At 41.8% G+C, this 6,251-nt stretch carries 9 protein-coding genes and 1 pseudogene; 7 read left to right on the top strand and 3 right to left on the bottom strand.

All coding sequences use genetic code 11. From position 1 onward, the window contains the following. Positions 1-75 precede the first annotated feature (75 nt). The 6 genes from R7Z41_RS23465 to R7Z41_RS23440 all read left to right on the top strand — a co-directional run bounded on the left by R7Z41_RS23465 (position 76) and on the right by R7Z41_RS23440 (position 4,225). The gene (locus tag R7Z41_RS23465; protein WP_053306467.1) at positions 76-585 is read left to right on the top strand and encodes a hypothetical protein; all 510 of its coding nucleotides are present in this window, start codon (positions 76-78) and stop codon (positions 583-585) included. Between the two features lie 143 nt (positions 586-728). Next, entirely contained in the window at positions 729-1,229 is a 501-nt protein-coding gene (locus R7Z41_RS23460) for a GNAT family N-acetyltransferase (RefSeq protein ID WP_225478324.1), read from the top strand. 192 nt (positions 1,230-1,421) lie between these two features. After that, the gene (locus R7Z41_RS23455; RefSeq protein ID WP_206960183.1) at positions 1,422-1,811 is read left to right on the top strand and encodes a hypothetical protein; all 390 of its coding nucleotides are present in this window, start codon (positions 1,422-1,424) and stop codon (positions 1,809-1,811) included. A gap of 680 nt (positions 1,812-2,491) precedes the next feature. Continuing rightward, the gene (locus R7Z41_RS23450) at positions 2,492-3,133 is read left to right on the top strand and encodes a hypothetical protein (protein ID WP_053317233.1); all 642 of its coding nucleotides are present in this window, start codon (positions 2,492-2,494) and stop codon (positions 3,131-3,133) included. A gap of 137 nt (positions 3,134-3,270) precedes the next feature. Further along, positions 3,271-3,708, top strand: coding sequence for an NUDIX hydrolase (locus tag R7Z41_RS23445; RefSeq protein WP_170893444.1), 438 nt, complete (start codon positions 3,271-3,273; stop codon positions 3,706-3,708). A gap of 148 nt (positions 3,709-3,856) precedes the next feature. Continuing rightward, positions 3,857-4,225 (top strand): VOC family protein, encoded by a 369-nt coding sequence (locus tag R7Z41_RS23440; RefSeq protein ID WP_024701877.1) that lies wholly within the window; start codon positions 3,857-3,859, stop codon positions 4,223-4,225. A gap of 199 nt (positions 4,226-4,424) precedes the next feature. On the opposite strand, the pseudogene R7Z41_RS23430 reads toward R7Z41_RS23440, so the two are convergent. From R7Z41_RS23430 to R7Z41_RS23420, 3 genes and pseudogenes are all read right to left on the bottom strand, one after another. Next, a pseudogene (locus R7Z41_RS23430) lies at positions 4,425-4,749 on the bottom strand (hypothetical protein). A 236-nt stretch (positions 4,750-4,985) separates the two neighbouring features. Continuing rightward, positions 4,986-5,276 carry a type II toxin-antitoxin system RelE family toxin gene (locus R7Z41_RS23425; RefSeq protein WP_053302227.1) on the bottom strand — a complete coding sequence of 97 codons (291 nt, stop codon included), beginning with the start codon at positions 5,274-5,276 and terminating at the stop codon, positions 4,986-4,988. Further along, a complete protein-coding gene (locus R7Z41_RS23420) occupies positions 5,266-5,514 on the bottom strand; it encodes a type II toxin-antitoxin system Phd/YefM family antitoxin (protein ID WP_005377003.1) in 249 nt (82 codons plus the stop codon). Before R7Z41_RS23420 ends, R7Z41_RS23425 begins: the two co-directional genes overlap by 11 nt. A gap of 203 nt (positions 5,515-5,717) precedes the next feature. Here R7Z41_RS23420 and R7Z41_RS23415 point away from each other — a divergent pair, with 203 nt between their 5' ends. Beyond that, a complete protein-coding gene (locus R7Z41_RS23415) occupies positions 5,718-6,059 on the top strand; it encodes a hypothetical protein (RefSeq protein ID WP_225478325.1) in 342 nt (113 codons plus the stop codon). Positions 6,060-6,251: the final 192 nt, after the last annotated feature.

Below are 6,251 nucleotides of genomic sequence, written 5' to 3'. Positions count from 1 at the left end.
TATGCGTTAATTTTAGTGATTAAGGTGGTTTGCGGTGACATTGGTGTTGCGTTACTCACCCCTTAATTGGGCGTTATGTTCTTGGAGGACGTGGTGGAGTATCAAAGAGATAGGGTAACTTTTAGCGTTTTCCATAAACTTGTTGTAAAGCTATATAAGGCTCTCATATTCAAACTTTCAAACAAAAAAGAGAAGCTAGAGTGGCAGTTAATATTGATAGCCGATTGTTTACGAATCATCGGGCTGTGTAGGTTGGCTTATTGGCTTGCTTCTAAAGTGCAAACTTCAACGTCTAGCGTTAAGAACAAGTTCTGGTCAACCCATGCTTCAGGTATAGCTCTGCAATATGCAGGTGACATGATTGGCGCTGAAAAAGAATTCCTAAAAAGCCAGGATTTTGCTTGTGAGCTCTCTTTGAGTTTTAGTTTGCAGCATTTGGGTAAATTGAACGTTGAGCTTGGCAACTATAAACTGGCTGAGCAACAGTTCATAGAAGCATTGGCAATTCGAGAGAAATTGAAGCGGACTGACTTGGTAGAGTCGACTAACCGGGCAGTTCGAGGACTACAAAAGCTACGAACATAACAAACTGTTTAAGAGTGATTCAGCACGCGTAGCATTTTTGATATGCGTTGACTTTGGTGTTGAAGTGCCATGCAGCAGCATGGTCGTTGCGTGCTTCACACCTTAACAGAGCGTTATATGCTCTAGAGGAAATGGATAATTCGATGATCGAGACTGAAAGACTAATACTTAGCCCTGTAACTCCAGAAGATTCTGATATTTATACAAAACTTCTGACTTGCGCTGAAACAACAAGATATTTACCGGGTGGGAAGTCTTTTAGCTTGGAGTACATTCAGAATTACGTACCAAGTAAACTGGCTCACTGGTCGAAAGGCTATGGTACTTTCATTGCTGCGTTAAAGAGTAAGCCATCTCAAAAAATCGGTTATGCTGGCGTCGAGTTAGTTGCTGACTCGAGTTTTTCAGATATCAGGTATGCATTACTACCTCAATATCGAGATAAAGGGTACGCTTTTGAAGCTTCAAAGGCAGTCTTAAATTTCACCTTGGAGTCGGGTTTGGTGTCTGAAGTTTATGGTGTAGCGGTAATAGAAAATCTGGCATCAGAAAAGCTACTCCGAAAGCTTGGTATGCAAGAATCCGCAGAACGTTTGTACGACAGTGATGACTTGGTTACTCTCTCCACTCAAACACGCATATAACAAAGCGTTTAAGAGGGATTCTCAACGCATGGCAGTTTTGGTTCAAAGTTTAGCTTTTGTGTTTATGGCACAATGACTTAGATTTGGTGGCTTGCGTTGTTCACCCCTTAACGCGGCGTTATGTGTCGGAAAGCTTCGTGCGGAAGATGCTGACGTTTATACAAAATTTAAGCTACAGACTGGGAGCTATATATGAGTAAGGTTGTTTGGATTCCAGCACCTCTAGGAATAAAAGGAGATTTAGCGTCTTGGAAATCTCTTATGGATAGAAACTATCCAAATCCTACAGTAGGGAATATATATTTGATGACCTATGATAACGGTGAGCGTGTAGGATATATTTTTAAAGGGATTCACCCTGTTTCCGGAGATAAATGGTGGGAGAGGGTGAGGGAAGAAGTCATAGAGACCTATTTCGATAAGTGGTTGAAGGATGCAGTTATGGGAGAAGAAGATTCTGTTCTCACCGGCATGACCCAAGCGCTTGCCCCTGAAATAAGAGAAACTATGGAGTCCCTCTACGATGAAGGCTTTGACGAGGAAATCTTAGCAGACTTCGCCCACCAAATGAGCAAACGCTAAGATACTTAGAACTTAAAGGGATAGCCTAGGTTTCAAAAAAAGCACATAACAATCTGTTTAAGAGTGATTCGCAACGCGTGGCATTTTTGCTATGCGTTGCGTTAAGTGTTTAAGGTGGTATGCGGTAGCATCGGTATTGCGTTGCTCACACCTTAACAGGGCGTTAGTTGCCAACGAGAAAAACGCAGCTAAAACAAAATATTTAGGGCTAAGGTCCGTGTGTTTTTGGCTCGGTTTTCGTATTTCAATTTCTAGTTATTTGGGTTTGTAAAATCGTGCGTTGGTTTTTCTTGTGGTTGTATTCTCTATTTCAGAAACCGATTTATATGTTGAAAGTTAGCTCTGTAAAATTGTTTGTCCAAAGGCGCTTTTTGGTGTTGTTAGCTCGTTTTCTACGGCGTTTCATGTTCCAAGTGGTTTCAGTGACAGTCGCTTTGAAACTGCGCCTGATTTGAGTTTTTTCAAAACACACAAAGCCAGTGTTGACAAAGCGGCAATCAATTTCAAATCAAAGCTTTAGGTTTGGCAACTAACAAAGCATTCAAGAGGGATTCACAACGCTTGGCAGTTTTGGTTTGAATTAGCTTAGGTGTTTACGGCACAATGGTTTAGTTCGGGTGGTTGGCGTTGTTCACCCCTTAATGCGGCGTTAGGCTTCTTTCTAGAAAATGGAGGTAACTTTGATAAAGGTATTTATTACGGCTAGTGAAATAGTATTGCTAATCGTTGCTCTAATTATTGGCGCTTTCTGGATAAAGCAACCTGACGCAAACTATGAACCTATTCTTGTGTTTCTGAGCTTTCTTTTACCCATGTTAGAGGTAGCAAGACGCAAAGTGAGCAACAAACAAGTTGATATGGTTCCGCAAACTACATCCTATGCTAGGCGCTATCTTGATCAGCCTCATCAATGTCACTTTATCAATAATCTTCCCAACCTAAAGAAAGCTGTAGAGCAAAGCTCACAAGAGTTATGGGACAGTGGAATTACAGCAAACATGCGGCAAGGTAGTTACGATCTAATCCATTCGTTGCAAGATTACTGGGTTTCTCTTGCTGAATTTTTCCCACCGTTACACTTTGACGGTAAAGAGCCACGCGCTTACATTTCTGATTACACACAAAGTCGGTTCTCGTTTCACAGATCAAACCTAGAACCTGATGGGGCTGGTACTGGAGGCTCCATTGTTCACGTGATGGCAGGCGGTGGTGTTATTCAAGATCTGGAGAATATGATCGAAGAAACAGTCTGCACATTATCTTCAAGCACTGATACGATAGATTTTGAGAATTGGAAAAAGCGATGGCGCGGCAAAGCCTAACAAACTGTTTAAGAGTGATTCGCAACGCGTGGCATTTTTACTATGCGTTGGTTTAAGTGATTAAGGTGATATGCGGCGGCATTGGTATTGCGTTGCTCACACCTTAACAGGGCGTTATGCGATTAGAGGAAAAACCAATGAGAGCACCATTTCAAGTATTAGTATTTCCGTATCAAATACTCAATGAACAACCTCGTTACTTAATCGGAAAACGAAGTGATAACGGTGTATGGCAAGCTATTTCCGGCGGTGGTGAAGATAGTGAATCCATTCTCGAGGCAGCAAAGCGTGAACTTAAAGAAGAAACTAGTTTAATTGGCTGTGATTGGCAGCAATTGGACTCAATGTGTATGCTTCCAAAAGTGTACTATGCTGGTCATGAAAATTGGTCTAATCATCAGTTTGTTGTGCCTGAATATTCTTTTTCGGTTCGGGTATCTACTGAGCCTCAGATATCAAATGAGCATACAAAATTTCGTTGGTGTCGTTTTCAAGAGGCTAGTGAACTTTTGAAATATGACTCAAACAGAATAGCCTTGTGGGAGCTTAATCAAAGACTTAATAGCAACCTTTGAAAAATCGCATAACAAACGCTTTAAGGCGGATTCGCAACGCTCGGCGGTTTTGGTTTGATTTGGCTTTTGTGTTTACGGTGCAATAATTGAGTATCGTGATAGTGTTGCTCACCACTTAAGCGGGCGTTAGGGCGCAAGGAGTAAAATGATGATTCATCACATAGATCATATTGTTCTCACAGTCTCCGACATAGAAAAATCAGTGGACTTTTATAAACGGGTTTTGTGCATGGAAGAGGTGACTTTTGCCAATGGCCGTAAGGCTGTAACGTTCGGAAATCAAAAGATTAACTTCCAGCTTCTTGGCCAAGAACCGCGAAATGTAGCTAATGTTGGTTCAGGTGATGTTTGCTTAATTTCAGATTGGCCGTTGACATCAGTGGTAAACCATTTAGTCAAAGAAAATGTCAAAATCATAGAGGGTCCAGTCGAAAAATCAGGAGCTGTTGGTGCAATCCAATCTGTCTATTTTTTGGATCTTGATAAGAACTTAATAGAAGTCAGCGTGTATCAATAGGCTCTGCGCCCTAACAAACTGTTCAAGAGGGATTCGCAACGCGTGGCATTTTCACTATGCGTTGGTTTTAGTGTTTAAGGTGGTATGCGGCGGCCTCGGTATTGCGTTGCTCACCCCTTAACAGGGCGTTAGTCGCCAGAAAAAGCTAGAAGTCAAATTCATGTTTCTAAGCTCAAAATTTGGCTGCTGAACGTTCGATTCACAGGTTCATCGTTGTTGGTCCAAACTCATTTTCAGCTGTTTTAAGTCTAAAGTTTTGTAATTGTTCTAGCGGTTGTTTTGTCCATTGGTGCTGACAGAGCAGGGCAATCGAGAGTCTGTTTTTGGTTGCAACTCCGCTCGGTGAGCTTGTTGGGTACAAAAGCCGATTTACTCGCTGAAATGATGTTTTCTCTTGTGTTGTAAGTTCCATGTGGTTTCAGTGACTTTGTTGAAAGTCCGCACTGTGAGATTGGCTTTCCAAAAGCGCTTTTTGGTGTTGTCAGTCCGTTTTCTACGGCGTTGTTTGTTCCAAGTGGTTTCATTGAATAGCCGCTTTGAGACTACGCCTGACTCAAATGCGTCAAAGCACATAAAGTTTGTTGTTCGCAAAGTTTAGTTCGGCTTAAAATTGTCGCTCGGTGCCTCGCGACTAACAAACTGCTCAAGAGGGATTCGCAACGCGTGGCATTTTTACTATGCGTTGAATTTAGTGATTAAGGTGGTTTGCGGTGGCTTTTGTATTGCGTTGCTCACCCCTTAGCAGGGCGTTATACCGCAATCAATCATCTAACCTTTTCATGGCTTTACGGTAAACATCGCTACGTTCGCGTTTTCCGACTGCTAAGACGGTTACAATGATGACATCGTCTTCAACTTTGTAGACGAGACGGTAGCCCGATTGACGCAACTTAATTTTATACATGTTGTCAGCTCCAGAAAGCTTTGAAGCCGGAATATGTGGGTTATCTAAGCGCTCGATTAGCTTTTTCTTAAATTGTTGTTGCAGAGTAGAGCCAAGCTTTTTCCACTCTTTAAGTGCACTCTTTTTAAAGTCGAGTTTATAGGTCATCAATATTTACCGAAATGCTCTCTTCAGATTCACGCTCTTTAGCGATAGCTAGTAGTTCAAGATCTTCGAGTCTGTCCATCATCATTTCGTACGCTTCGGCAGGTACGCAATAAAATGCGGGCTCATTTCGGTTTAATACAGCAACAGGTTCGCCGTAAGCACTAGTTGCAACTTTCATAGGATTAGCTTTCAACTCAGTAATGCTTGCAGCAACATCGGCTAAAATTCTAGTGGTCATATAATCGGTCTCTTAAGTGGTCTTTATGTTGGTCATTTTAGCCTCAACCAAGCGGTATAACAAGTTGCTTAAGAGTGATTCGCAACGCGTGGCATTTTTACTATGCGTCGGTTTATGTGTTTAAGGTATTATGCGGAGGCTAAGGTATTGAGTTGCTCACACCTTAGCAAGGCGTTAGCTTAAATCATTAACAAGGATGTGTAATGAGAAATAGAAAATGGATATTTGCAGCAATTTTGCTCATTGGTGGGCCTTCACTATTGCCATTTAGTTTGGAAGTGATATCCCTAATTGAGTTACTAGGCTTTTTTGGGTTATGGACAATTTATTCATCCTACGCTGAATACTTGGTGAATCACCCTAGATTAAAAAGAGGTCTGCGTTTAGCTACTAGCTGGGATTTTCAGCCGCAAATGCTGTTCTCTCCGAGTGAACTTAAGGCATGTCCCCAGTTAGTTTTTCATATGCTTCCAGTCCAGAGTGTAATGGTCTGGACTTTGAATATTCTGTTTTGGGGTGGTCTGGCTTGGTGCTACATAATTTAAGCTAACAAATTGTTCAAGAGGGATTCGCAACGCGTGGCATTTTTACTATGCGTTGGTTTTAGTGATTAAGGCGGCATGCGGCAACATCGGTATTGCGTTGCTCACCCCTTAACAAGGCGTTAGCACTGGGTTGGGATCAAAGGTCAAACGTCTTGATGTTTATTGGTTTCTTTTCCCAAATTTACACCTGAC

Source organism: Vibrio sp. 1457 (assembly GCF_033340195.1).
Taxonomy (GTDB): Bacteria; Pseudomonadota; Gammaproteobacteria; order Enterobacterales; family Vibrionaceae; genus Vibrio; species Vibrio alginolyticus.
The sequence above is the reverse complement of the archived record's forward strand: the minus strand, read 5'-3'. Positions and strand labels throughout refer to the sequence as shown.